At 52.7% G+C, this 26,077-nt stretch carries 19 protein-coding genes; 9 read left to right on the top strand and 10 right to left on the bottom strand.

The genetic code is table 11. From position 1 onward, the window contains the following. Positions 1-13: 13 nt before the first annotated feature. Positions 14-778, bottom strand: a complete 765-nt coding sequence (gene elyC / locus OGW16_RS11095) for an envelope biogenesis factor ElyC (protein ID WP_047412313.1) — start codon at positions 776-778, stop codon at positions 14-16. Positions 779-913: 135 nt separating this feature from the next. Between elyC and cmoM the strand changes: the two genes are divergently transcribed. The 7 genes from cmoM to OGW16_RS11060 all read left to right on the top strand — a co-directional run bounded on the left by cmoM (position 914) and on the right by OGW16_RS11060 (position 11,578). Beyond that, on the top strand, positions 914-1,693 hold the full coding sequence (cmoM, locus tag OGW16_RS11090) for a tRNA uridine 5-oxyacetic acid(34) methyltransferase CmoM (protein WP_087051463.1): 780 nt from the start codon (positions 914-916) through the stop codon (positions 1,691-1,693). Positions 1,694-1,696: 3 nt separating this feature from the next. Further along, on the top strand, positions 1,697-3,019 hold the full coding sequence (gene mukF, locus OGW16_RS11085; protein ID WP_043015768.1) for a chromosome partition protein MukF: 1,323 nt from the start codon (positions 1,697-1,699) through the stop codon (positions 3,017-3,019). After that, the gene (gene mukE / locus OGW16_RS11080; protein ID WP_016152457.1) at positions 3,000-3,704 is read left to right on the top strand and encodes a chromosome partition protein MukE; all 705 of its coding nucleotides are present in this window, start codon (positions 3,000-3,002) and stop codon (positions 3,702-3,704) included. Before mukF ends, mukE begins: the two co-directional genes overlap by 20 nt. Then, the gene (gene mukB / locus OGW16_RS11075) at positions 3,704-8,164 is read left to right on the top strand and encodes a chromosome partition protein MukB (RefSeq protein WP_286518433.1); all 4,461 of its coding nucleotides are present in this window, start codon (positions 3,704-3,706) and stop codon (positions 8,162-8,164) included. The genes mukE and mukB overlap by 1 nt, the downstream gene beginning before the upstream one ends. 260 nt (positions 8,165-8,424) lie before the next feature. Then, entirely contained in the window at positions 8,425-10,176 is a 1,752-nt protein-coding gene (gene ldtD / locus OGW16_RS11070; RefSeq protein WP_043015770.1) for a L,D-transpeptidase, read from the top strand. Positions 10,177-10,353: 177 nt separating this feature from the next. After that, the gene (mepK, locus tag OGW16_RS11065) at positions 10,354-10,902 is read left to right on the top strand and encodes a peptidoglycan L,D-endopeptidase MepK (RefSeq protein WP_003831948.1); all 549 of its coding nucleotides are present in this window, start codon (positions 10,354-10,356) and stop codon (positions 10,900-10,902) included. Between the two features lie 28 nt (positions 10,903-10,930). After that, positions 10,931-11,578, top strand: a complete 648-nt coding sequence (locus tag OGW16_RS11060; protein ID WP_286518431.1) for an MBL fold metallo-hydrolase — start codon at positions 10,931-10,933, stop codon at positions 11,576-11,578. A gap of 52 nt (positions 11,579-11,630) precedes the next feature. Here OGW16_RS11060 and aspC read toward each other — a convergent pair whose 3' ends face one another. The 4 genes from aspC to pncB form a co-directional block, all read right to left on the bottom strand. Beyond that, positions 11,631-12,821 (bottom strand): aspartate transaminase, encoded by a 1,191-nt coding sequence (gene aspC, locus OGW16_RS11055; RefSeq protein WP_286515415.1) that lies wholly within the window; start codon positions 12,819-12,821, stop codon positions 11,631-11,633. Between the two features lie 183 nt (positions 12,822-13,004). Next, positions 13,005-14,081 (bottom strand): porin OmpF, encoded by a 1,077-nt coding sequence (gene ompF, locus OGW16_RS11050; protein WP_075144922.1) that lies wholly within the window; start codon positions 14,079-14,081, stop codon positions 13,005-13,007. Positions 14,082-14,680: 599 nt separating this feature from the next. Beyond that, a complete protein-coding gene (gene asnS / locus OGW16_RS11045; protein ID WP_043015773.1) occupies positions 14,681-16,081 on the bottom strand; it encodes an asparagine--tRNA ligase in 1,401 nt (466 codons plus the stop codon). Positions 16,082-16,247: 166 nt separating this feature from the next. Further along, positions 16,248-17,450, bottom strand: a complete 1,203-nt coding sequence (pncB, locus tag OGW16_RS11040; RefSeq protein WP_043015774.1) for a nicotinate phosphoribosyltransferase — start codon at positions 17,448-17,450, stop codon at positions 16,248-16,250. A 265-nt stretch (positions 17,451-17,715) separates the two neighbouring features. On the opposite strand from pncB, the gene pepN reads away from it, so the two are divergent. Further along, a complete protein-coding gene (gene pepN / locus OGW16_RS11035) occupies positions 17,716-20,328 on the top strand; it encodes an aminopeptidase N (protein WP_043015775.1) in 2,613 nt (870 codons plus the stop codon). A 96-nt stretch (positions 20,329-20,424) separates the two neighbouring features. Here pepN and ssuB read toward each other — a convergent pair whose 3' ends face one another. Genes ssuB through ssuE form a run of 5 tightly spaced genes read right to left on the bottom strand, consistent with a single transcriptional unit; the run spans position 20,425 to position 24,675 of the window. Beyond that, positions 20,425-21,192 carry an aliphatic sulfonates ABC transporter ATP-binding protein gene (gene ssuB, locus OGW16_RS11030; protein ID WP_043015776.1) on the bottom strand — a complete coding sequence of 256 codons (768 nt, stop codon included), beginning with the start codon at positions 21,190-21,192 and terminating at the stop codon, positions 20,425-20,427. Continuing rightward, positions 21,189-21,980 carry an aliphatic sulfonate ABC transporter permease SsuC gene (gene ssuC, locus OGW16_RS11025; protein ID WP_047412294.1) on the bottom strand — a complete coding sequence of 264 codons (792 nt, stop codon included), beginning with the start codon at positions 21,978-21,980 and terminating at the stop codon, positions 21,189-21,191. The genes ssuB and ssuC overlap by 4 nt, the downstream gene beginning before the upstream one ends. Before the next feature lie 10 nt (positions 21,981-21,990). Next, the gene (gene ssuD, locus OGW16_RS11020; RefSeq protein ID WP_286518430.1) at positions 21,991-23,136 is read right to left on the bottom strand and encodes an FMNH2-dependent alkanesulfonate monooxygenase; all 1,146 of its coding nucleotides are present in this window, start codon (positions 23,134-23,136) and stop codon (positions 21,991-21,993) included. After that, positions 23,133-24,107 carry a sulfonate ABC transporter substrate-binding protein gene (locus OGW16_RS11015; protein ID WP_043015779.1) on the bottom strand — a complete coding sequence of 325 codons (975 nt, stop codon included), beginning with the start codon at positions 24,105-24,107 and terminating at the stop codon, positions 23,133-23,135. Before OGW16_RS11015 ends, ssuD begins: the two co-directional genes overlap by 4 nt. Beyond that, on the bottom strand, positions 24,100-24,675 hold the full coding sequence (gene ssuE, locus OGW16_RS11010) for an NADPH-dependent FMN reductase (RefSeq protein ID WP_286518427.1): 576 nt from the start codon (positions 24,673-24,675) through the stop codon (positions 24,100-24,102). Before ssuE ends, OGW16_RS11015 begins: the two co-directional genes overlap by 8 nt. Before the next feature lie 243 nt (positions 24,676-24,918). Here ssuE and pyrD point away from each other — a divergent pair, with 243 nt between their 5' ends. Continuing rightward, positions 24,919-25,929, top strand: coding sequence for a quinone-dependent dihydroorotate dehydrogenase (pyrD, locus tag OGW16_RS11005; protein WP_286518426.1), 1,011 nt, complete (start codon positions 24,919-24,921; stop codon positions 25,927-25,929). The last annotated feature ends 148 nt before the right edge of the window (positions 25,930-26,077 follow it).

The raw sequence follows: 26,077 nt of genomic DNA, 5'->3' as shown, positions 1-26,077 counted from the left end.
GGCAAAAATGCTATCAATGTTCCGATCCTTTTAGCCACTGCCAGATGCGTCCCAGGGTTTCATAACCCACACGATCGCTATGCATTAGCCAGACAGGTGAAGGAATTGCGCGCTCCCACGGATTAAGCGGTGAATCAATCGCTAACTGATTGGCCGGTGCTGGCAGCGGATGTAGCCCGGCCTGCTGGAAGAAAATCATGGCACGCGGCAAGTGCGAGGCAGAGGTTACCAGCAGGAACGGCGCGTTGCCGATGGCCTGCTTTACCGCTGCGGCTTCTTCTTCGGTATCTTTGGGTTGATCCAGGGTGATGATGTCATCGACTGGTACCCCCAGCGACTGCGCTACGCGGGCTCCCGCTTCTGCAGTACTGACGTTATTGCTCTTTGCCGCAGCACCGGTAAAGATAAGCTTCGATCCCGGGTTAGCACGCCAGAGGCGAATACCTTCATTCAGACGCGGAAGGCTGTTGTTGATCAGGTTAGAACTTGGCGCCCACTGAGGATTCCAGGTATACCCTCCGCCCAGCACTACAATGTATTCCACTTTTTGCGTATCCTGCCATGTTGGATAACTGTCCTCAATTGGTTTCAGCAGACTGTCGGCGACGGGTTGTAAGCTAAGAAGTAACAGCGCCAGCCAACTCAGGCTAATACACACTTTCCCCGTTTTCTGAAAGCGGCTGAACCAGACCAGCGCCAGGCCGATGCCCATCACAAGCAGCATCAACGGAAGCGGCAGCATCATACCGCCAATCACTTTCTTCAGCGTAAAAAGCATTCTTTTTGGTTCCTTTTTTAACCATACAGCAGGGGATCTGCAGGGATATTACACCAGGAAGGTTCATTCTCGGCGTGGGTGTGACAAAATAGCGGTTTTACTTAGTCACCCTAAAGCCAGTATGTGGAGAGCCCGATGCGGGACCGCAATTTTGATGACATTGCAGAGAAGTTTTCCCGTAACATTTACGGCACCACCAAAGGTCAGCTTCGTCAGACGATCCTCTGGCAGGATCTGGACAAACTTCTTGTCGGCTACGCGGGTCAAACATTGCATGTGCTTGATGCGGGTGGCGGAGAAGGGCAGACAGCTATTCTGATGGCGCAGCGGGGCCATCACGTTACCTTGTGCGATCTTTCTGCTGAGATGGTGGCGCGAGCGCAACGGGCGGCAAAAGAGCAAGGTGTGAGCGACAACATGCATTTTATACATTGTGCCGCTCAGGACATCCCACAGCATTTGGATTCTCAGGTTGATCTGATATTGTTTCATGCTGTGCTGGAATGGGTGGCCGACCCGCAAGCCGTCTTAAAAACACTGTGGTCGATGTTACGCCCGGGCGGTGCTTTATCGCTGATGTTCTACAATGCAAACGGTCTGTTGATGCGTAATGTGTTGGTCGGTAATTTCGGCTATGTACAGCAGGGAATGTATAAAAAGAAACGGCGCACGTTGTCTCCCGATTTTCCGCGCGACCCTCAGCAGGTCTATGGCTGGCTGGAGGAGATTGGCTGGGAGATAACCGGTAAAACGGGCGTGAGGGTGTTTCATGATTATCTGCGTGATAAACAAAAACAGCATGACTGTTTTGACGCTTTAACAGAAATAGAAACGCGCTATTGTCGCCAGGAGCCGTTTATCAGCCTTGGACGTTATATTCATGTCACCGCGCGCAAACCGCAGATGCAAGGATAATTTATGAGTGAATTTTCCCAGACAGTCCCCGAACTGGTTGCCTGGGCCAGAAAAAATGACTTCTCCATCTCTCTGCCGGTAGACAGACTTTCGTTCCTGCTGGCGGTTGCCACACTAAACGGTGAGCGACTCGACGGCGAGATGAGTGAAGGTGAACTGGTGGATGCGTTCCGCCATGTGAGTGATGCGTTTGAGCAAACCAGCGAAACCATCGGCGTACGCGCCAACAACGCGATCAACGATATGGTACGTCAACGTCTGCTGAACCGCTTTACCAGCGAGCAGGCGGAAGGCAACGCCATTTACCGTTTAACGCCATTGGGAATTGGCATCACGGATTACTATATTCGTCAGCGTGAATTCTCTACGCTACGTCTTTCGATGCAGTTGTCGATTGTTGCAGGTGAACTGAAACGCGCGGCGGATGCGGCAGCGGAAGGCGGCGATGAGTTCCACTGGCATCGCAACGTCTATGCGCCATTGAAATACTCGGTGGCGGAGATTTTCGACAGTATTGATCTGACCCAGCGCATCATGGATGAACAGCAGCAGCAGGTAAAAGACGATATTGCGCAACTGCTGAATAAAGACTGGCGGGCGGCTATTTCCAGCTGTGAACTGCTGCTTTCTGAAACGTCTGGTACGCTGCGTGAACTGCAGGATACGCTGGAAGCGGCGGGGGATAAGCTGCAGGCTAACCTGTTACGCATCCAGGACGCTACGATGACGCATGACGATTTACATTTCGTCGATCGGCTGGTATTTGACTTACAAAGCAAGCTTGACCGTATTATCAGTTGGGGTCAGCAGTCTATTGATTTGTGGATCGGCTACGATCGTCACGTGCATAAGTTTATCCGTACCGCGATCGATATGGATAAAAACCGTGTCTTTGCCCAGCGTCTGCGTCAGTCCGTGCAGACCTATTTTGACGAACCGTGGGCGCTGACCTATGCCAACGCCGATCGTCTGCTGGATATGCGTGACGAGGAGATGGTGCTGCGTGACGAAGAGGTCACCGGTGAGCTTCCGGCAGATCTGGAATATGAAGAATTTAACGAGATCCGTGAACAGCTGGCGGCGATCATCGAAGAACAGTTGGCTATCTACAAATCCAGACAAACACCACTGGATCTCGGTTTGGTAGTGCGCGAGTATCTGGCGCAATACCCACGTGCGCGTCATTTCGACGTCGCGCGTATTGTTATCGATCAGGCGGTACGCCTTGGCGTAGCGCAAGCAGATTTCACCGGACTGCCAGCCAAATGGCAGCCGATTAATGATTACGGAGCCAAGGTACAGGCGCATGTCATTGACAAATATTGAACAAGTGATGCCGGTAAAGCTGGCGCAGGCGCTGGCGAATCCGTTATTTCCGGCGCTGGATAGCGCCTTACGTTCGGGCCGTCACATCGGTCTGGATGAACTGGATAATCATGCCTTCCTGATGGATTTTCAGGAATATTTTGAAGAGTTTTACAGCCGCTATAACGTGGAATTGATCCGTGCGCCGGAAGGGTTCTTCTACCTTCGCCCGCGTTCAACGACGCTCATTCCCCGTTCGGTCCTGTCTGAACTGGACATGATGGTCGGTAAAATTCTTTGCTATCTCTATCTCAGCCCGGAACGCCTGGCGAATGAAGGGATTTTTACTCAGCAAGAGCTGTACGACGAACTGCTAACGCTGGCTGATGAAGCGAAGCTGCTGAAGCTGGTGAACAACCGTTCAACCGGTTCAGACGTTGATCGTCAGAAGCTCCAGGAAAAGGTTCGTTCTTCGTTAAACCGCCTGCGCCGTTTAGGCATGGTGTGGTTTATGGGCCACGACAGCAGCAAATTCCGGATTACGGAATCCGTCTTCCGCTTTGGCGCGGACGTGCGCAGCGGTGACGATCCGCGCGAAGCGCAGCGTCGCTTAATTCGTGATGGCGAAGCGATGCCGGTCGAGAACCGCCTGCAGCTCAACGATGAGCCTGAAGAGAATCAGCCGGACAGTGGAGAAGAAGAATAATGATTGAACGCGGTAAATTTCGCTCACTTACGCTGATTAACTGGAATGGTTTTTTTGCCCGTACGTTCGACCTTGACGAACTGGTTACCACGCTGTCCGGTGGTAACGGTGCGGGTAAATCCACCACCATGGCGGCATTTGTTACGGCACTCATCCCGGACTTAACGCTGCTGCATTTCCGTAACACCACCGAAGCCGGGGCAACCAGCGGTTCACGTGATAAGGGCCTGCACGGTAAGCTGAAGGCGGGTGTCTGTTACTCAATGCTCGATGTCCTCAACTCGCGCCATCAGCGCGTGGTCGTGGGTGTGCGTCTGCAACAGGTTGCCGGTCGCGATCGCAAAGTGGATATCAAACCGTTTGCCATTCAGGGACTGCCGATGTCGGTGCAGCCAACCCAATTGGTGACAGAAACGCTGAATGAACGCCAGGCGCGCGTGCTGTCCCTCTCTGAGCTGAAAGAGAAGCTTGATGAGATGGAAGGCGTGCAGTTTAAGCAGTTCAACTCAATAACTGATTATCACTCGCTGATGTTCGATCTGGGCATCATTGCCCGCCGCCTGCGCTCCGCGTCTGACCGTAGTAAATTCTATCGTCTGATTGAAGCCTCGCTGTACGGCGGGATCTCCAGCGCCATTACCCGTTCACTGCGTGACTACCTGCTACCAGAAAATAGCGGCGTACGTAAAGCGTTCCAGGATATGGAAGCCGCGCTGCGTGAAAACCGTATGACGCTGGAAGCGATTCGTGTAACCCAGTCTGACCGCGACCTGTTTAAGCATTTGATCAGCGAAGCGACCAACTATGTGGCCGCGGATTATATGCGCCACGCCAACGAACGTCGTATTCATCTCGATAAAGCGCTGGAATACCGTCGTGAGCTGCATACTTCACGCAAACAGCTGGCGGCAGAGCAGTATAAGCACGTGGATATGGCGCGCGAGCTGGGTGAGCACAACGGGGCGGAAGGCGATCTGGAAGCTGATTACCAGGCCGCGAGCGATCACCTTAATCTGGTGCAAACCGCGCTGCGTCAGCAGGAAAAAATTGAACGCTATGAAGCGGATCTCGAAGAACTGCAGATCCGGCTTGAAGAACAAAATGAGGTGGTTGCGGAAGCCGTTGACCGCCAGGATGAAAACGAAGCCCGCGCAGAAGCCGCCGAACTGGAAGTGGATGAGCTGAAAAGCCAGCTTGCTGATTACCAGCAGGCGCTGGACGTCCAGCAAACGCGAGCCATCCAGTATACTCAGGCGATCCAGGCGCTGAATCGGGCGAAAGAGCTTTGCCACTTACCGGATCTGACCGCCGACAGCGCTGCCGAATGGCTGGAAACTTTCCAGGCCAAAGAGCAGGAAGCTACTGAAAAACTGCTGACGCTGGAACAAAAAATGAGCGTGGCGCAAACTGCGCACAGTCAGTTCGAACAGGCTTATCAGCTGGTGGCGGCTATCAATGGCCCACTGGCGCGTGGTGAGGCCTGGAACGTGGCGCGTGAACTGCTACGGGAAGGTGTTGAACAGCGCCATCTGGCGGAACAGGTTCAGCCGCTGCGTATGCGACTCAGCGAGCTGGAGCAGCGTCTGCGCGAACAACAAGACGCCGAGCGTCTACTGGCTGAATTCTGCAAACGTCAGGGTAAACAGTTCGATATCGATGAGCTGGAAGCCCTGCATCAGGAGCTGGAAGCGCGTATCGCCGCCTTGTCGGACAGCGTTTCTTCTGCCAGCGAACAGCGTATGACGTTGCGCCAGGAGCAAGAGCAACTTCAGTCTCGTATCCAGCATCTGATGAAACGCGCGCCTGTCTGGCTGGCCGCGCAAAATAGCCTGAACCAGCTTAGCGAGCAGTGCGGCGAAGAGTTTACCTCAAGCCAGGACGTAACCGAGTATCTGCAACAACTGCTGGAGCGCGAGCGTGAAGCCATTGTTGAGCGTGATGAAGTCGGCGCGCGCAAAAATGCGGTTGATGAAGAGATTGAACGTTTAAGTCAGCCCGGTGGGGCGGAAGATCAGCGCCTGAACGCGCTCGCGGAACGCTTCGGCGGCGTGCTGCTGTCAGAAATCTATGACGACGTTAGCCTTGAAGATGCGCCGTACTTCTCAGCGCTGTACGGACCTTCGCGTCATGCTATCGTGGTGCCGGATCTGTCTCTGATTACCGAACAGCTTGAAGGGCTGACGGATTGCCCGGAAGATCTCTATTTCATTGAAGGGGATCCGCAGTCGTTTGATGACAGCGTGTTCAGCGTCGATGAGCTGGAAAAAGCGGTAGTGGTGAAAACCGCCGAGCGTCAGTGGCGTTATTCCCGCTTCCCGACGGTGCCGATTTTTGGTCGTGCAGCGCGCGAAAGCCGTATCGAAACTCTGCATGCCGAGCGTGAAGGGCTGTCTGAACGTTTCGCCACGCTCTCCTTTGACGTCCAGAAAACCCAGCGTCTGCATCAGGCGTTCAGTCGCTTTATTGGCAGTCATCTGTCGGTGGCGTTTGAAGACGATCCTGAAGCGGAAATTCGCCAACTGAATGGCCGTCGCGTTGAACTGGAACGTGCGCTGACCAATCATGAAAATGATAACCAGCAAAGCCGTATGCAGTTTGAACAGGCGAAAGAGGGAGTATCAGCGCTTAACCGCCTGCTGCCGCGTTTGAATCTGCTGGCGGATGACACGCTGGCCGATCGCGTGGACGAAATTCGCGAGCGTCTGGATGAAGCTCAGGAAGCGGCGCGTTTTGTGCAGCAGCACGGCAATCAGTTAGCCAAACTGGAACCTATCGTTTCTGTTCTGCAAAATGACCCTGAGCAGTTTGAACAGCTGAAGGAAGACTACGCGTATTCCCAGCAAATGCAGCGCGATGCGCGTCAGCAGGCTTTTGCCCTGACCGAAGTGGTGCAGCGTCGGGCGCATTTCAGCTATTCCGACTCTGCCGAAATGCTTAGCGGCAACAGCGATCTGAACGAAAAACTGCGTGAGCGCCTGGAACAGGCGGAAGCGGAACGTACTCGCGCCCGTGAAGCGCTACGCAGCCACGCCGCACAGTTAAGCCAGTACAACCAGGTCATGGCGTCACTGAAAAGCTCCTATGACACCAAAAAAGAGCTGCTTAACGATTTACAACGTGAACTGCAGGATATCGGTGTTCGTGCGGACAGTGGTGCCGAAGAGCGCGCGCGTATTCGTCGTGATGAACTGCATGCGCAGCTCAGCAATAACCGTGCGCGCCGTAACCAACTGGAAAAAGCTCTGACCTTCTGCGAAGCGGAGATGGACAACCTGACTCGCAGGCTGCGCAAGCTGGAACGTGATTATTTTGAGATGCGCGAGCAGGTGGTTACCGCAAAAGCTGGATGGTGTGCGGTGATGCGGATGGTGAAAGATAACGGCGTTGAACGCCGCCTGCACCGTCGTGAGCTGGCGTACCTTTCCGGTGATGAACTGCGTTCGATGTCGGATAAGGCGCTCGGTGCGCTGCGTCTGGCGGTTGCGGATAACGAACACCTGCGCGATGTGCTGCGCATGTCTGAAGATCCAAAACGCCCAGAGCGTAAAATTCAGTTCTTTGTCGCGGTTTACCAGCATCTGCGTGAACGTATTCGCCAGGATATTATCCGTACCGACGATCCGGTTGAAGCCATCGAACAGATGGAGATTGAGCTGAGCCGTCTGACGGAAGAATTGACTTCCCGCGAACAGAAGCTGGCGATCAGCTCTCGCAGCGTGGCAAATATCATCCGTAAGACCATTCAGCGCGAACAGAACCGTATTCGCATGCTGAACCAGGGACTGCAAAGCGTGTCGTTTGGCCAGGTAAACAGCGTTCGTCTGAACGTCAACGTACGTGAGACGCATGCTACCTTGCTGGACGTACTTTCCGAACAGCATGAACAGCACCAGGATTTGTTTAACAGTAATCGCCTGACCTTCTCTGAAGCGCTGGCGAAGCTGTATCAGCGTCTGAATCCGCAAATTGATATGGGGCAACGTACGCCGCAAACCATTGGTGAAGAGCTGCTGGATTACCGTAACTATCTGGAAATGGAAGTTGAGGTTAACCGTGGCTCTGACGGCTGGCTGCGAGCTGAATCTGGCGCGCTGTCAACGGGTGAAGCGATCGGGACCGGGATGTCTATTCTGGTGATGGTTGTACAAAGCTGGGAAGACGAAGGGCGTAGATTACGCGGGAAAGATATTTCTCCTTGCCGTCTGCTGTTCCTTGATGAAGCTGCGCGACTCGATGCGCGCTCTATCGCGACCCTGTTTGAACTGTGCGAGCGTCTGCAAATGCAGCTGATTATCGCCGCGCCGGAAAACATCAGCCCAGAGAAAGGCACTACCTATAAACTGGTGCGTAAAGTCTTCCAGAACACCGAACACGTTCACGTGGTGGGTCTGCGCGGGTTTGCGCCTCAGTTACCTGAGCCGTTACCTGGCACCGAAGATGCTTCCTCGCAGGCAAGCTAAACAAAAAGGCGGCTAAATGGCCGCCTTCTTTTTTTCCGAAAATTCTCAATACCTGGTGTAATTTCTTTAGACTTCTTTACATTAGGTTAGGCAAAAACTTTTTCATGTTTATATACTAAAGGTAAGCCTAACGCGTCACAGGCTTGCTCGTCATACTTCAGCTTGTATTGGCGTTTTACAGGTCCGACCCCGTTAAAATAAAAGGGGAATACATACGGCCTGGCTACTCAAAGTATGATAAAGAAAACAGGGGGCAAGGGATGTTGCTTAATAAAATGTGTGGTCGTCGGCTGTCGGCAATCAGTTTGTGCCTGGCCGTAACATTCGCTCCACTGTTCAATGCGCAGGCCGATGAGCCTGAAATGATCCCTGGCGATAGCTCAGCGACCGTCAGTGAACAGCCAACAGCGTTATCACAGCCGCAGGTTCAATCTTCCGCGACGGCTATCATGGCGGGTATTCAACCGCTGCCTGAGGGGGTGTCAGTTGATAACGCCCGCGCTGAACTACAATCTCAACTTCCAGCGGGCTATACGCCGGTGTATATGAGCCAGTTGGAACTGCTGTATGCCGCACGCGAAATGAAACCGATGTGGGAAAATCGTGATGCGGTAAAAGCCTTTCAGCAACAGTTAGCCGAGGTGGCGATTGCCGGTTTTCAGCCGCAGTTTACTACCTGGGTCGCACTTCTGACTGATCCGGCAGTTACGGGCCAGGCGCGGGACATCGTCCTCTCTGATGCGATGATGGGCTATCTGCACTTTATCGCCAACATCCCCGTCAAAGGTAATCGCTGGCTCTATAGTAATAAGCCCTATGCGCTGACGACCCCGCCAATTTCCGTGATCAATCAGTGGCAGGTGGCGCTGGATAATGGTCAACTGACTTCGTTTATTGCCAACCTGGCGCCTCAGCATCCACAGTATGCGGCAATGCATGAATCGCTGCTCAAGCTGGTGGGCGATACGCGCCCCTGGCCGCAGTTAACCAGTACCGCAACGCTGCGCCCGGGAGAGTGGAGTAACGACATCCCTGCGCTGCGTGAAATTTTACGCCGCACCGGGATGCTGGAATCCGTTGTCAGTCCGGCTGCCAAAGAAGGTCGTAGCGCTTACGATCGTGAACTTGTTGACGCGGTAAAGCGTTTTCAGACGTGGCAGGGGCTTGGAGCCGATGGTGCGATTGGCCCTGCGACGCGTGACTGGCTGAACGTGACGCCGGCTCAGCGTGCGGGGGTGCTGGCATTAAATATTCAGCGCTTGCGCCTGCTGCCTGGTGAGTTGTCTACCGGTATCATGGTGAACATTCCTGCCTACTCGCTGGTTTATTATCAGAACGGCAATCAGGTGCTGGCCTCGCGCGTGATCGTCGGGCGTCCCGATCGTAAAACGCCAATGATGAGCAGCGCGCTGAATAACGTAGTCGTTAACCCGCCGTGGAACGTGCCGCCAACGCTGGCCCGAAAAGATATCCTGCCTAAGGTCTGGAATGATCCGGGGTATCTTGAGCGTCACGGTTATACCGTGATGCGCGGCTGGAACAGCAAAGAGACGATAGATCCGTGGCAGGTAGACTGGGCTACCATCACCGCCTCCAATCTGCCGTTCCGCTTCCAGCAGGCTCCGGGAGCGCGTAACTCGCTCGGACGCTATAAATTCAACATGCCGAGTTCGGACGCTATTTATCTGCACGACACGCCGAACCACAATCTGTTCCAGAAGGATACGCGGGCATTAAGCTCCGGCTGCGTGCGGGTGAATAAGGCCTCTGAGCTGGCAAATATGCTGCTACAGGATGCGGGCTGGAATGATACGCGCATCTCGGATGCCCTGAAGCAAGGGGATACGCGGTACGTGAATATTCGCCAGAATATCCCGGTCAACCTCTACTATCTGACTGCATTTGTTGGCCCCGATGGTCGTACGCAGTATCGTACAGATATTTACAATTACGATCTGACAGCGCGATCCAGTGCACAAATTGTGTCAAAAGCCGAACAATTAATCAGATAAATGAAGCAGTTCGAGGAAAATGATTGTCGTAAGTTATGTTGGAAACGGGGCGAAATGGCTGCAAGCCCCGTATTTCCTGGGGTTGGGAGCCTTGACGTGGACTACTTAGCCAGATAAGGTTTCCTGCGTGCGCTAGAGCATACATACGATAACATTGACCTTGTAGACCTTAATACCATGGACAAATTTGACGCTAATCGCCGCAAACTGCTGGCGCTTGGTGGCATTGCCCTCGGCGCTGCCATCCTGCCTACGCCTGCGTTTGCCACACTCTCTACCCCACGTCCGCGTATATTGACTCTGAATAACCTGCATACTGGTGAGTCAATAAAAGCAGAGTTTTTTGATGGCAGGGGCTATATTCAGGACGAATTAGCAAAACTTAACCACTTTTTCCGTGATTTTCGGGCCAATAAAGTGAAATCCATTGACCCGGGACTGTTTGATCAACTCTTCCGTCTGCAGGGCCTGCTGGGCACGCGTAAACCCGTACAGCTTATCTCAGGCTATCGCTCTATCGATACCAATAACGAACTCCGTGCGCGCAGCCGCGGTGTGGCAAAGAAAAGCTACCACACTAAAGGCCAGGCCATGGATTTCCATATCGAAGGCATCGCATTAAGCAATATTCGCAAAGCTGCGTTATCTATGCGCGCAGGTGGTGTAGGATACTACCCCAGCAGTAACTTTGTGCATATCGACACCGGGCCTGCACGGCACTGGTGATCCATAAGCTTAATGAAACAGGAGCTGTATGAACTATCGTATTATTCCGGTCACTGCATTCGCCCAGAACTGCTCGTTGATCTGGTGTGAGCAGACTCGTCTGGCCGCGCTGGTCGATCCTGGCGGAGATGCCGAGAAAATCAAACAGGAAGTGGATGCCAGCGGTCTGACGCTTATGCAGATCCTGCTTACCCATGGTCATCTTGATCACGTAGGCGCGGCGGCTGAACTGGCACAGCATTATGGTGTACCAGTTATTGGCCCGGAAAAAGAAGATGAGTTCTGGCTACAAGGACTCCCTGCTCAGAGTCGCATGTTTGGCCTGGGCGATTGTGAGCCGCTGACGCCGGATCGCTGGTTGAATGAAGGCGACCGGGTAAGCGTGGGCAATGTAACGTTACAGGTGCTGCATTGTCCGGGTCATACGCCAGGACATATGGTCTTCTTTGATGAACAATCAAAGTTACTGATTTCAGGTGATGTGATTTTCAAAGGTGGCGTAGGGCGCAGCGATTTTCCTCGCGGGGATCACAGCCAATTGATTGATTCGATTAAACGTAAACTGTTGCCGTTGGGTGATGACGTGACGTTTATTCCGGGTCACGGCCCTCTTTCTACGCTGGGTAACGAACGGCTACATAACCCGTTCCTGCAGGATGAAATGCCCGTCTGGTAACACACAGATTAATAAAAAGGCCGCTATTGCGGCCTTTTTTGTGCGCGATAGATTACAGTACTGCGACAATCGCTTCGCACAGCGGCGCCATATTGTCTGGCGTCATCCCTGCCACGTTTACGCGTCCGGAAGCGACGGCATAGACACCAAACTCTTCACGCAGGCGCAGAACCTGCTCTTTGGTCAGGCCGCTGAATGAGAACATGCCGTTCTGTTTGATGATAAAGCTGAAGTCGCGGTTTGCACCTTTCTCCTGCAGCGTATTCACGAACAGTAAACGCATGCGCTGAATGCGTTGGCGCATATCAGTCAGCTCTTGTTCCCAGATGGCGCGCAGTGCGTCGTTGCTCAGAATTGTGGCGACTACGGATGCGCCGTGTGCTGGTGGGTTGGAATAGTTAGCACGAATGGCGGATTTCATCTGGCTAAATGCACGGTCGACGGTTTCAGCATCGGCAGCCACCAGCGTACAGGCACCTACGCGCTCATTGTACAGACCAAAGTTCTTGGAATAGGAACTGGCGACGATCAGCTCTTGGTGCAGCGCTGCGAATGCGCGCAGACCTTCTGCATCTTCTTCCAGACCGCGGGCAAAGCCCTGGTATGCGAAGTCAAACAGCGGCAACCAACCTTTTTCGACAGAAAGCTGAGCCAGCGTTTGCCACTGCTCCAGCGTAGGATCGATACCGGTTGGGTTATGGCAGCAGCCGTGGAATAACACCACGTCGCCAGCCTGCGCTTCGCTGAGGCTTGCCAGCAGCGCATCAAAATCTAATGAGTGATTCGCCGCATCGTAATAGTTGTATTCACGAACCTCCAGACCGGCAGAGTTAAAGACACTCTTATGGTTTGGCCAGCTAGGATTGCTTACCCATACGCGTTTAGCTGAGGTGTTTTTAGCCAGGAAATCAGCTGCCACACGCAATGCGCCAGTGCCGCCAGGGGTCTGAGCTGTACGTGCGCGTTTGTCGTTGATAAGCGAACTCTCTTTACCAAACAGTAATTCCTGAGTGCAGCGACCAAACTCTGGAATACCGTCGATGCCAAGGTAATTTTTGGTGGTTTCATTTTCCAGTATATATTGCTCGGCTTTTTTAACGCTGGTCAGTACCGGCGTTTTGCCTGTCTCATCTTTATATACACCGATCCCCAGGTTTATTTTTCCAGGGCGGTCATCGGCACGAAACAAATCAGCCAGACCCAAAATGGGGTCGGCAGGAGCGGCAGTAATGTTCTCAAACATGACGAGGTTCCATAGTGATAACAGAAGGGAAGTCCGCTATCAGGTTAACGGTAGATTTACAAAATGCCAACCGTTACTGACGAAAAGCTGAGGTGTTTTTTTAAGACGCAAGAATCCGCTAGCAGAGATAAAAAAACAGGACCGAAGTCCTGTTTTTTAGGCATTTAACAAAGAGGTCTGCTATTAGAACTGGTAAACGATACCCACTGCAACGGTGTCGTCAGAGCCTACGCCCAGTTTGTTGTCAGAATCGATCTGGTTGATGATGTAATCAACATAGGTGGACATGTTTTTGTTGAAGTAGTAAGTCGCACCCACTTCGAAGTAGTTCACCAGATCTACGTCGCCGATTCCTTCGATGTCCTTACCTTTAGATTTGGTATAGGCGAGGGACGGACGCAGGCCGAAGTCGAACTGGTACTGAGCAACCAACAGCACGTCTTCAGTTTTGTTAGCATAACCGTTAGAGATACGGGTTGCGTTACGGGTTTCGCTGTAGTTCGCTGCCAGGTAAATGTTGTTCGCATCGTACTTAACACCGGTCGCCCACTGCTCAGCTTTCGCGCCGCGGCCATAGGCCAGCTGCTCTTGCGCGTTGGTACGGTCAGCTGCACCGTAAGCACCGACGATACCGAAACCATCCATTTCGTAGCTTACGGAACCGCCAACGCCGTCGCCGTTAGAACGGGTTGGGCTGCTAGAGCGTTCGTTTTTACCCAGGTACTGTACAGCGAAGTTCAGGCCTTCAACCAGACCGAAGAAGTTAGAGTTACGGTAGGTTGCGAGACCGCCGTTACGCTGGGAGAAGAACTGGTCAGAAGCAGCGGTATCACCGCCGAATTCTGGCAGCATATCGGTGTAACCCAGAGCATCGTATACAACGCCGTAGTTACGACCGTAATCGAAGGAGCCTGCGTCACCAAATTTCAAACCAGCAAACGCCAGACGGGTTTTGTTGCCTTTCTGGGCATCGTCACCGCCTTCTGCGTTATTGCCGCTGAACTGGTATTCCCACTGGCCGTAACCGGTCAGTTGGTCGTTAATCTGAGTTTCCCCTTTGAAACCAAGACGGGCATAGGTCTGATCGCCGTTAGGCGCGTAGGCGTTATCACCGTTGTGCTTGGAAAAATAGTGCAGACCCACAGCTTTACCGTAGATGTCTACTTTGTTGCCATCTTTGTTATAAACTTCTGCAGCGTTAGCTGCCCCGGCTACCAGCAGAGCAGGGATAACCACTGCCAGAATATTGCGCTTCATCATTATTTATTACCCTCATCGGTTTTTATATGACACCTGCCACTGCCGCCAATAAATTCCGTCAATAAAAATTTACGGAACTATTGATGAGAGTTTGGTGTCTTTATGTGTCTGACAGGCATCTTTCCATTCAAACTAACGTTTCGCTACCGTCAAAGTGCTACAAAGATAAAGATTTAGTTTCAAAAAGAAAAAATGTGTAACTAAATGTTATTTTTGTGCAACTTTGTGAACAACTTCAAACTTCAGATGTCTCTGCGCTAAAAATCACCGCTTCTATTTCTATTTATATGATTTTCTTATGTTTAATTTAGATAACCCCCATTTTTCTCTGATCTGACAGGAAGTTTCTGTTTTACAGATGGCTATTTTTGGACGTCCGGAGCGCCGTGCAAATGGTTAGAAAATGTACTATTTAGTCAGAAGATGCTAATCCACAATAAAAATACTGATTATTTTTTGTTCAAATGTGTTGCGGTGAAATATTACGTAACAGGAAGGGAGAAGAGGAAGGGTTGTGTTTAACGCGGGAGGGGGATCCCAAAATGTGATGTGGCTATAAAAAAGGCCAGCAATGCTGGCCTTTGTTTCTAAATGCAGGTTTAGAACGTAGCGTTACGCGGGGTGCGCGGGAACGGAATAACATCACGGACGTTCTGTACGCCGGTAACGTAAGCGATCAGACGCTCGAAGCCCAAACCGAAGCCGGAATGTGGCACGGTACCGTAGCGACGCAGGTCGCGATACCACCAGTAATCTTCTTTGTTCAGACCCATCTCCAGCATACGGGCATCCAGTACGTCCAGACGCTCTTCACGCTGAGAACCACCGATGATTTCACCGATTCCCGGAGCCAGTACGTCCATTGCTGCAACGGTTTTACCGTCTTCGTTAAGGCGCATATAAAACGCTTTGATATCTTTCGGGTAGTTTTTAACCACCACCGGCGCTTTAAAATGCTCTTCAGCAAGGTAACGTTCGTGTTCAGAAGACAAGTCCACACCCCAGTAAACTGGGTTTTCAAACTGTTTGCCGCATTTTTCCAGGATGCTAACCGCGTCGGTGTAATCCACCTGAGCGAAGTCTGCGTCAATGAAACGTTCCAGGCGCGAAATCGCGTCTTTGTCGACACGTTCAGCGAAGAATTTCATGTCATCTGCACGCTCTGCCAGTACGGCTTTAAACGCGTACTTCAGCATCGCTTCAGCCAGAGCTGCAACATCGTTCAGGTCGGCGAAAGCCACTTCTGGCTCCAGCATCCAGAACTCTGCCAGGTGACGGCTGGTGTTAGAGTTTTCTGCACGGAACGTCGGACCAAAGGTATAAATTTTGGACAGGGCGCAGGCATAGGTTTCACCGTTCAACTGACCAGAAACGGTCAGGAAGGCTTCTTTACCAAAGAAGTCTTTATCGAAGTCGACTTTGCCCTGATCGTTACGCGGCAGGTTTTCCAGATCCAGCGTAGACACTCGGAACATTTCACCGGCACCTTCCGTATCGGAAGCGGTGATCAACGGAGTCGATACCCAAAAGAAACCCTGCTCGTGGAAGAAACGATGCAGAGCTTGCGCCAGCGTATGGCGTACACGCGCGACTGCACCAATCATGTTGGTACGCGGACGCATGTGCGCCACTTCACGCAGATACTCAATGCTGTGACGCTTAGCTGCCATTGGGTAGGTGTCAGGATCTTCAACCCAGCCCGTTACTTCAACCTCAGTGGCCTGAATTTCAAAGCTCTGTCCTTGTCCAGGTGATGCAACGACTTTACCCGTTACGATAACTGAACAACCCGTCGTCAGGCGCAGTACGTCCTGATTGTAATTGGGCAGAGAATTATTGATGACGGCCTGTACAGGATCAAAGCAGGAACCGTCATAAACGGCGAGGAAGGAGATGCCAGCTTTTGAATCTCGGCGGGTACGCACCCATCCGCGCACGGTGACTTCGCTGTCAACGGCTACGCGGCCCTGGAGTACGTCGGCTACAGGCACAACGCTCATAATATTCTCTCTGTTAATAGTCGGATATATAAACACATGTCCACCCGTAATGGGGGGATACCTATGTTACCTGGCATCTGCAATCAGACAAGCAGAATTCGTAGCTGGAGTGAAAGATTTCGGAAATAAACGCGAATAAGGGAGCCAAAATGGCTCCCTGGAAGGCTTAACTGGCTTTTTTGATATGCGGGAGATCGAAGGCTTTGCGCAGTGCGCGAACAAACGCTTTATCATGGCAGATGGTTTTACCCGGGCTGTCAGATAACTTCGCTACTGGTTTGCCGTTACACTCCACCAGTTTGATAACGATATTGAGCGGCTTAACCTGGGGAATATCGCAGGTTAGTCGTGTCCCAATGCCAAAACTCAACTGCACGCGAGAAGAGAAGTGGCGGTATAGCTCAATCGCTTTTTTCAGATCGAGATTATCTGAAAACACCAGCGTTTTGCTCAGCGGATCAATACCCAGTTTTTCATAATGGGCGATGGCTTTTTCACCCCATTCCACCGGGTCGCCAGAGTCATGGCGTAAACCCTGATAGCGGGTAGCGAACTCAACGCCAAAGTCGCGTAAAAACGCGTCCATGGTGATGCAGTCGGTCAATGCAATGCCGAGTTGGTCAGGATATTCATTTAACCATGCGGCCAGCGCAACGCGCTGGCTGGTGGCAAGCTCAGGGCTGATTTGCTGATGAGCCTGGAACCACTCATGCGCCTGCGTACCCATTGGGGTTAATGACAGGCGGCGGGCCAGATCGTAGTTACTGGTGCCGACAAACCAGGACTCTTGCTGCAGGCGTTTAACGATAGCTTGCTGCACTTCACGCGAAAAACGCCGGCGCGTACCGAAATCCATCAGATGGAAGCGAGACATATCGACATCTTTCGTTAAAGCAGAGAATTCTACTAGTTTGCTTTCCAGCTCATCGAGTGCCTGCGGGACGCCTGATTCAGGTGAACGGTAACGGTGTACCAGCTCACTAATCACCGCCAACAGCGGGACTTCCCACATGATCACTTCACGCCACGGACCGGTTAAGCGGATGTTTAGCTTACCGTTATCATTAGTGACGCAAACCTGTTCCGGGTTATAGCGGAAATCACGTAACCAGGTGAGGTAATCAGCTTTAAAGAAAGGCAGGCCGGAGAGCCACTGGTACTCGTCCTCCTGCAGTCGCAGGTGTTGCATAGCATTCACCTGCTCACGAATAGAATCGGCATAAATACCGAGCAGGTCATCGCCACGGCAACGAAATTCAGCCGCTACTTGTACATCATAGTAGTGGTGAAAAACGGCTTGCTGCATATGCAACTTATAAGCGTCTGTATCCAGCAGCGAGTGCAGAACAGGAGAAGCGAATTGTGTCATAGGTGCGCAGTAGCATCCTCTCACGGGAGCGTTTAGTACAATAAACAACTAAGAAAACCGCTGAAGTATACCCTGTTTAGCGATTTATTGAACCCCGATCACACCATAAGCTGTCTTTCTGGTCGAGGGCATTTCGTGCCGCGTGTTATAAAAATGTAGCAAAAAGGGTGTTTGTGCCTGAAAAGATGAACATTCTGCGTAGCGCGATTTACGCAACAGGAATAGACTGAAGCCGAGACTCTACCAAAGATGCTAAAGGTTTTTTATGACACAACAGCCACAAGCCAAATACCGTCACGACTATCGTGCGCCGGATTACCAGATTACTGATATTGACTTGACCTTTGACCTGGATGCTGAAAAAACCGTGGTCACCGCAGTGAGCCAGGCTGTCCGTCATGGCGCGCCTGATGCGCCTCTGCGCCTGAATGGCGAAGATCTGACTCTGGTGTCGATCCACGTGAACGACGAGCCGTGGACAGAGTATAAAGAAGAAGAGGGCGCTCTGGTCATCAGTCAACTGCCGGAACGTTTTACGCTGCGTATCGTGAATGAAATTAGCCCAGCGGCCAATACCGCGCTGGAAGGACTGTACAAGTCCGGCGACGCGCTGTGCACCCAGTGTGAAGCGGAAGGTTTCCGTCATATTACCTGGTATCTCGACAGGCCTGATGTCCTGGCGCGTTTTACCACCAAAATTATCGCCGATAAAACCCAATATCCGTTCCTGCTCTCCAACGGTAACCGCGTGGCGCAGGGGGAACTGGAAAATGGTCGTCACTGGGTACAGTGGCAGGATCCGTTCCCGAAACCGTGCTATCTGTTTGCGCTGGTAGCCGGTGATTTCGACGTTCTTCGCGACACCTTTACTACCCGTTCCGGGCGTGAAGTAGCGCTGGAACTGTACGTCGATCGCGGCAACCTTGACCGCGCGCCGTGGGCGATGACCTCGCTGAAAAACTCCATGAAATGGGATGAAGAGCGCTTTGGCCTCGAGTATGACCTCGATATCTATATGATTGTCGCCGTGGATTTCTTCAACATGGGCGCGATGGAGAATAAAGGTCTGAACATCTTTAACTCCAAATATGTGCTGGCACGTACCGATACCGCCACCGACAAAGACTACCTCGATATTGAGCGCGTCATCGGTCATGAGTATTTCCACAACTGGACCGGCAACCGCGTGACCTGTCGCGACTGGTTCCAGTTGAGCCTGAAAGAAGGGTTAACCGTGTTCCGCGATCAGGAGTTCAGTTCCGATCTCGGCTCACGTGCGGTAAACCGGATCAGCAATGTGCGTACCATGCGTGGCCTGCAGTTTGCCGAGGATGCCAGCCCAATGGCGCATCCTATCCGTCCGGATATGGTCATCGAAATGAACAACTTCTATACCCTGACCGTGTACGAAAAGGGCGCTGAAGTGATTCGTATGATCCACACCTTGCTGGGTGAGGCTAACTTCCAGAAAGGGATGCAACTGTACTTTGAGCGTCACGACGGCAGTGCTGCCACCTGTGATGATTTCGTGCAGGCGATGGAAGATGCGTCCAACGTCGATCTCTCGCATTTCCGCCGCTGGTACAGTCAGTCCGGTACGCCGATTCTGACCGTGCGTGATGACTACAATCCGTCAACTGAGCAGTACACGCTGACTATCAGCCAGCGCACGCCGGCCACGCCGGATCAGGCCGAAAAACAGCCGCTGCATATTCCTTTCGCCCTTGAGTTGTATGACAACGAAGGGAAAGTGATCCCGTTACAAAAAGGCGGGCATCCGGTGAATTCCGTACTCAACGTCACTCAGGCAGAGCAGACGTTTGTCTTTGATAACGTCTACTTCCAGCCGGTTCCGGCGCTGCTGTGCGAATTCTCCGCGCCGGTCAAACTGGAATACAAATGGAGCGATCAGCAACTGACCTTCCTGATGCGTCATGCGCGTAACGATTTCTCTCGTTGGGACGCGGCGCAAAGCCTGCTGGCGACCTATATTAAGCTTAACGTTGCCCGGCATCAGCAGGGTCAGCCGCTGTCGCTGCCGGTACACGTGGCCGATGCCTTCCGCGCAATTCTGCTGGATGAGAAAATCGATCCGGCGCTGGCGGCAGAGATCCTGACGCTGCCTTCAGTAAATGAAATTGCAGAACTGTTTGATATCATCGATCCGGTGGCGATAACCGAAGTACGCGAAGCGTTAACCCGCACGCTGGCAGCCGAGCTGGCGGATGAATTCCTCGCCATCTATAACGCTAATCATCTTGATGAGTACCGCGTTGAGCATGCCGATATTGGCAAGCGTACGCTGCGTAACGCCTGCCTGCGTTTCCTGGCCTTTGGCGAAACCCATCTGGCTGACACGCTGGTAAGCAAGCAGTACCGCGAAGCCAACAACATGACCGATGCGCTGGCGGCGCTGTCGGCGGCAGTGGCGGCACAACTGCCTTGTCGCGACGCGCTGATGCAAGAGTATGACGATAAGTGGCACCATGACGGCCTGGTGATGGACAAATGGTTTATCCTGCAATCCACAAGCCCGGCGAGAAACGTGCTGGAAACGGTTCGTGGCCTGCTGAAGCATCGCTCTTTCAGTATGAGTAACCCGAACCGAATCCGTTCTCTGATCGGTGCCTTTGCGGGTAGCAACCCGGCGGCATTCCATGCGGAAGATGGTAGCGGCTATCAGTTCCTGGTCGACATGCTGACTGAACTCAATAGCCGTAACCCTCAGGTGGCATCACGTCTGATTGAGCCGCTGATTCGCTTAAAACGTTATGATGCAAAACGTCAGGCGAAGATGCGTGCGGCGCTGGAACAGCTGAAAGGTCTGGAGAATCTCTCCGGCGATCTGTATGAGAAGATTGACAAAGCGTTAGCCTGAAACGTTGACCTGTAGTTTAGTAGGCCGGATAAGGCGGTAACGCCGCCATCCGGCAAAAGGCCCGGTAAGCGCTACCGGGCCTTGTTTTCTGAGTGTTTATCCATGTCGACGGATCGGTTGTTCCGTCTCGCCGCGTTTCATGACCCGGTTCAACACTTCCGCTTCCAGCTCGGCTAACCGCACCGATCCCAAACGGCGGGGGCGCTGAATATCCACCGTCAGATCCAGCCCGATTTTTCCATCCTCAATCAGCAATACGCGATCGGCCATTGCCACCGCTTCGCTGACGTCATGAGTGACCAACAGTACGGTAAAGCCGTGCTCTTGCCATAAAGAAACAATCAGATCCTGCATTTCAAGGCGGGTTAGGGCATCCAGAGCGCCGAGGGGTTCGTCCAGCAGCAGCAAACCGGGGCGATGAATTAATGCCCGCGCCAGGGCCACACGCTGTTTTTGTCCACCGGACAGCGCAGCCGGCCATTCGCGAGCACGACTCTCCAACCCAACTGCGGCCAGCGCATCTCGGGCCGCATCGCGCCACTGACCTTTCAGACCCAGGCCCACATTATCGATAACCGTCTTCCATGGCAGCAGACGCGCATCCTGAAACATCATTCGCGTATCATCCTGAATATCCGCCAGTGGGGTGGTTCCGGCAAGTAATGCGCCTGAGGAGGGGGACTCCAGTCCAGCCAGCAGACGCAGCAACGTGCTTTTACCACCGCCGCTGCGGCCAACCACGGCAACGAATTGTCCGGCCGGAATGTGCAAATTTAACTGATTGAGCACCGTATTGGCGGCGTATTGTTTCGTCACGGCGCTCAGCAGCAGCGGCGTGCCCTGGTTCAAGCGAGCGGTATTCATACGGTAGCCTCCTTCACATGGTAAGCCGGGTTCCAGCGCAGCCAGATTCGCTCCAGCAATTGGGCGCTGACGTCGGCCAATTTGCCGAGCAGGGCGTAGAGAATAATGGCCACCACGACCACATCGGTTTGCAGAAATTCGCGGGCGTTCATCGCCAGGTAACCGATACCGGCATTGGCTGAAATGGTTTCTGCGACGATAAGCGTCAGCCACATCAGTCCGAGAGCAAAACGTACGCCGACCATAATTGAGGGCAGGGCTCCTGGGAGGATCACATGAAGGAACAGTGAAAAGCCGGACAACCCATAGCTGCGTGCCATTTCTACCAGCCCACGATCGATATTACGGATCCCATGCCAGGTGTTAATGTAAATCGGGAACAGCGTGCCCAGGGCGACGAGAAAGATCTTGGCGGATTCATCAATACCGAACCACAAAATTACCAGCGGGATCAGCGCCAGATGCGGTACGTTACGTAGCATCTGCACCGAAGTATCCAGCAGACGTTCTCCCCAACGCGAAAGACCGCTGATCAGTCCCAGCGTCAGGCCAATCGATCCACCGATGGAGAATCCGATCAGCGCGCGCCATGAGCTGATTGCCAGATGCTGCCAAAGCTCGCCGCTGGCGGAAAGCGTCCAGAAGGCTTCGACAACGCCCTCCGGTGAGGGCAGGATGCGGGTGGACAGCCAGCCCATTGATGATGCGAGCTGCCAGAGCGCCACCATACCTACCGGTAAAAACCAGGGCGCGAGGCGCAATAACCATCTGTTTTTCGGCGTTGTCATTCGCAGCTCCTTAGCTTTGCGCGACTTTGCGCGGGATAAATTCGTTTGCCACCGCTTCGCCTTGTTGTTGCAGGCGTTGTGGCTGCGGAATTTCTGGTATAGCGACATCCAGGTGAGGGAACAGCAGCTCGCCAACCTTGTACGTCTCTTCCAGATGCGGATACCCGGACAACACAAAGCTGTCGATTCCCAGTGCGGCATACTCGTTGATACGCGCCGCGACGGTAGGACCATCTCCGACCAGCGCGGTACCCGCGCCACCGCGAACCAGTCCAACACCTGCCCACAGATTCGGGCTAATTTCCAGTTTGTCGCGTTTACCGTTGTGCAGTGCCGCCATTCGCTGCTGACCAACTGAATCCGTTCTTGAGAAGGCGGCCTGGGCTTTGGCAATGGTGTCGTCATCCAGATGGGCTATCAGACGATCCGCCGCCTGCCATGCCTCTTGCGTTGTCTCACGTACGATCACATGCAGACGAATACCAAAGCGGATCTTGCGCCCGAGCGCCGCCGCTTTGGCTCGCACCTGTTCAATCTTCGCTTTCACCTGCTCAGGGGGCTCGCCCCAGGTCAGATAGAGATCAACCTGCTCGGCAGCAAGGTCTTGTGCGACATCAGACGAGCCGCCGAAATAAAGCGGTGGCCGGGGTTGTTGTACGGGAGGGAAAAACAGCTTCGCGCCGCGAACATGAATATGTTTGCCGTTGAAATCCACCGTTTCACCTTGCAGCAGGCGCCGCCAGACCTGAGTAAATTCAGCAGAGGCTTCATAGCGCTCGGTGTGATCGAGGAATACACCGTCACCAGCCAGTTCCTGTGGATCGCTACCGGTCACCAGGTTAAATAACGCCCGGCCGTTTGAAAGTCTGTCGAGCGTAGCAGCCTGACGCGCGGCGACCGTCGGCGAGGTTACGCTTGGACGCAACGCGACCAGGAACTTTAATCGCTGGGTAACCGGGATCATCGAGGCGGCGACCAGCCAGGCATCTTCGCAGGAGCGACCGGTTGGGATGAGAACACCGGTAAATCCCAGGCGATCGGCCGTTTGTGCAATTTGTTGCAGATATCCGTAATCGACCGGGCGCGAACCTTCTTCTGTCCCCAGATAATGGCCGTCACCGTGGGTGGGTAAAAACCAGAACATGTTCAGACTCATAATTTTTCTCCTGCCTGTTGAGTGGGTTGCCAGATACGCTGGCGAATATCGATTTTTTTCGGCAGCAACCGGTTGTCATAAAACAGATCGGCGGTTTGTTGTTGCAGAGCGGCAACAGAAGCGCTGACGGGCGTGATGGTGGTTGGCGGGCGGTGATCCAGATAAGACGCAATGACCGGCTCGGGCAGGCCCATGGTTTTAGCCAGCAGGGAAATGCTTTGTTGGCGCTGGCTGAGGGTTAACGCATCGGCCTGGCTAAAGGTATCCAGCACGCCAAGTACAAAAGCACCATTTTTCTCGGCATAAGGACGTGCTGCGAGATAAAACGAACCGGTCTGTTTGAGGTCTGAACCGTCTTTTAGCACGCGTACATCGCCTTGCAGTAATGCGGCGGAATAGTAGGGATCCCAGATAGCCCACGCATCCACGTTTCCTTGCTGGAAGGCCGCTCGCGCATCTGCAGGAGTCAGATAAGTCGGCTGAATATCGGTAAATTTCAACCCGGCTTGTTGCAGCGCACGGAGCAGTAAATTGTGGGCGCTGGAACCTTTCTGAAAGGCGACTTTATGTCCTTTAAGCTGCTCGACGCTCTGGATCGGGCTATTTTTCGGCACCAGAATTACTTCGGCTTTTGGTTTAGGCGGTTCAACGCCCACGTAAACCAGATCGGCTCCGGCGGCCTGGGCGAAAATCGGCGGAATGTCACCGGTACTGCCGAGATCGATACTGCCGATATTGAGTGCTTCCAGCATTTGCGGCCCAGCCGGGAATTCAACCCACGAGATTTTGGTCTGCGGATAGCGTTTCTCCAGTAGCTGATGGCTTTTAGCCAGCACCATACTGACGCTTCCTTTTTGATAACCAATGCGCAGGGCATCGGGGGCCGATTCTGCGGCATGCCCCAGGGTTGACAGTGACAACAGCCCGGTCAGCGCCAGCCAGGACGTGTGACGCTTGAGAAGATCAAGCATGGGCGGCACCTCGCAGGGTGTTCAGTTGAGGGAGTTGGATATCGCGACGATGCAACGCCAGCCAGAAGGTGTCGAGCGCACTGTCCAGACGCTGCTGCAGGTTGGGCGTAAACTGCGGTATATGTTGATAATCGATGACCTGCGAATCATCGGCAAACACGCCGTGCAGGATCTCCTGAGCTTTTAACGCGCTCAGGACCGGTTTCAGGGCGTAATCGACGGCCAGTAAATGCGCTACGCTGCCGCCGGTCGCCAGCGGCAAAACCACTTTTCCTTCCAGCGCCCGCTCGGGGAGCAAATCGAGCAGCGTTTTCAGTGCGCCAGAGTAAGCGGCTTTATAGACCGGGGTTGCGACAATCAGCCCGTCAGCATCCTGCAGTTGTTCGATAAATGTCTTTAACGCCGGACTGTCGAAACGGGCATAGATCAGGTCTTCCGGGGTAAAGTTGTGCAGATTCCAGTGAAAGATTTCGACATCCTGATCGTTTAGTTTTTCTCGGGCATATTCCAGTAACGCACTGGAGCGAGAAGGAAAGCGAGGGCTCCCCGCCAGAGTGATGACGCGCATAATTTCATTCTCCCCTTATAACCAATTGTTTGCTTTTAATTAACATTGATAACAATTTATGCAGTCTGGCAGAGAGGCTTTGTTTATCGAAATGATTTATACGGGATAGAAAAGTTGGAAATTGAATAAAAAGGCAGGGGCGAGGAAAACGATTGCTATTTATTGCCGCAGGTCAATTCCCTTTTTGCTCGCGATCGCACATAATACGCCCCCGGTTTGCACACCGGGAATCCAGGAGAGTTCATGTACTACCCCTTCGTTCGTAAAGCCCTTTTTCAGCTCGATCCAGAGCGCGCCCATGAATTGACATTCCAGCAATTACGTCGCATTACCGGCACGCCGCTCGAAGCGCTTGTCCGCCAGAAAGTACCCGCAAAACCGGTTACCTGTATGGGGCTGACGTTTAAAAATCCACTCGGGCTTGCTGCCGGACTGGATAAAGACGGGGAGTGCATTGACGCACTCGGCGCGATGGGATTTGGCTCCATTGAGATTGGTACCGTGACGCCGCGGCCTCAGCCGGGTAACGATAAACCGCGTCTGTTCCGTCTGGTCGATGCGGAAGGTTTGATCAACCGCATGGGGTTTAATAACCTGGGGGTTGATAACCTGGTTGAGAACGTTAAAAAATCGCATTTTGACGGTATTCTGGGGATTAATATTGGTAAGAATAAAGATACTCCGGTAGAGAATGGCAAAGATGACTATCTGATTTGTATGGAAAAAGTCTATGCTTACGCCGGTTATATCGCGATTAATATCTCTTCACCAAATACGCCGGGATTACGTACACTGCAATACGGCGAGGCGCTGGACGATCTCCTGACGGCAATTAAAAATAAGCAAAATGATCTGCAAGCGATCCACCATAAATATGTTCCGGTGGCGGTAAAGATCGCGCCGGATCTTTCTCTGGAAGACCTGATCCAGGTTGCTGACAGTTTAGTTCGTCATAATATTGATGGCGTAATTGCAACTAACACTACTCTCGATCGTTCTCTCGTTCAGGGAATGAAAAATTGCGATCAAATGGGGGGCCTGAGCGGTCGACCATTGCAATTAAAAAGTACAGAAATTATTCGCCAGCTGTCTCAGGAATTAAAAGGTCAACTGCCGATTATTGGTGTTGGCGGTATCGACTCGGTGATTGCCGCGCGTGAGAAAATAGCTGCCGGTGCAACCCTCGTTCAGATTTATTCAGGCTTTATTTTTAAAGGCCCGCCGTTGATTAAAGAAATCGTCGCCAATATCTGAATGCTACCTTAATCACAATCCAGGGCTTTATTTCTGGCCCTGGTTGTTTTATATTCCTTTACTGTTGCTTATTTAAACATTCTGAGCTTTTATTATTAGGGCAATAAACGAAGCGGCAAAAGGATACTGTCGTAACGGCGATGATTAA

Source organism: Citrobacter sp. Ce104, assembly GCF_030334595.1.
GTDB lineage: Bacteria > Pseudomonadota > Gammaproteobacteria > Enterobacterales > Enterobacteriaceae > Citrobacter > Citrobacter europaeus.
Note: the sequence above shows the minus strand (reverse complement) of the source record. Positions and strands in the feature narration are given on the sequence as shown.